Annotated in this window: 2 protein-coding genes; one reads left to right on the plus strand and one right to left on the minus strand. The window is 58.8% G+C overall.

Going from position 1 to position 667, the window contains the following annotated elements; genetic code table 11:
• Positions 1-335, plus strand: a 335-nt coding sequence (locus AC0L30_RS43080) for a hypothetical protein (RefSeq protein ID WP_473406798.1), incomplete at its 5' end; no start/stop codon positions are given.
• Positions 336-422: 87 nt separating this feature from the next.
• Here the strand turns inward: AC0L30_RS43080 and AC0L30_RS43085 are convergent.
• The coding region (locus AC0L30_RS43085; protein WP_473406799.1) for a transposase at positions 423-667 on the minus strand (245 nt) is incomplete at its 5' end.

Genomic DNA, 667 nt, shown 5'->3' on the forward strand with positions numbered 1-667 from the left:
GAACAGGTGGCCGCCTTCGATCGGAATGCATGGTCGCGTTCAATCGGAATCCCTGGCCGCAATCCCCGGAATCCGCACATTACAGCGCCGAACGTGCCATCAGCGTCTTGGAGGCCGCAGCTTCCGAACAGGGCAAGATAGAGTGGATCGACTTCAGGGTCCCCTTGAACGATGTGGTCGAGACGGTCCACCTTCACATTGAAGTAGCTGGCAAGTACAGCACCGGTACGTTTGCCTATCGAATGATACGCCGGGGACAGGGGCACGGGATGAGGGTTGTAGGCTCCTTGCGCGATGGACCAGATGTCAACGTCCTAGCGCTCTATGAGAAGTGAAAATCTCCCGCTTCGTCCGTTTGATCAATTCGGCGAGGTGTCGACCGCTCCACAAATGCGTTGCTCGCATTACTAGTTGGTCGTCCGTTAAGAAGCCGAATTGAGCGGGAGCGGACAGGCAAGCGTATGCGATAGCTGGATCAGGAAGAGGCACAAGAGTTCTCTGAGCCAGGCGAGGATACGGCGTAAGTTGTGGCCGACTGCTGAGAGCACGACGTTGGCGGCGTCGCCGGCGCGGCCTTTGAGATAGCAGCGGCCAAGGTGACCTTCGGCCTTCAGATGTCCGATGATGGGCTCGATGGCGGAGCGGCGCCGGAGCTCGCGCTTGATGG

This window comes from Bradyrhizobium sp. MI1.11 (genome assembly GCF_055811255.1).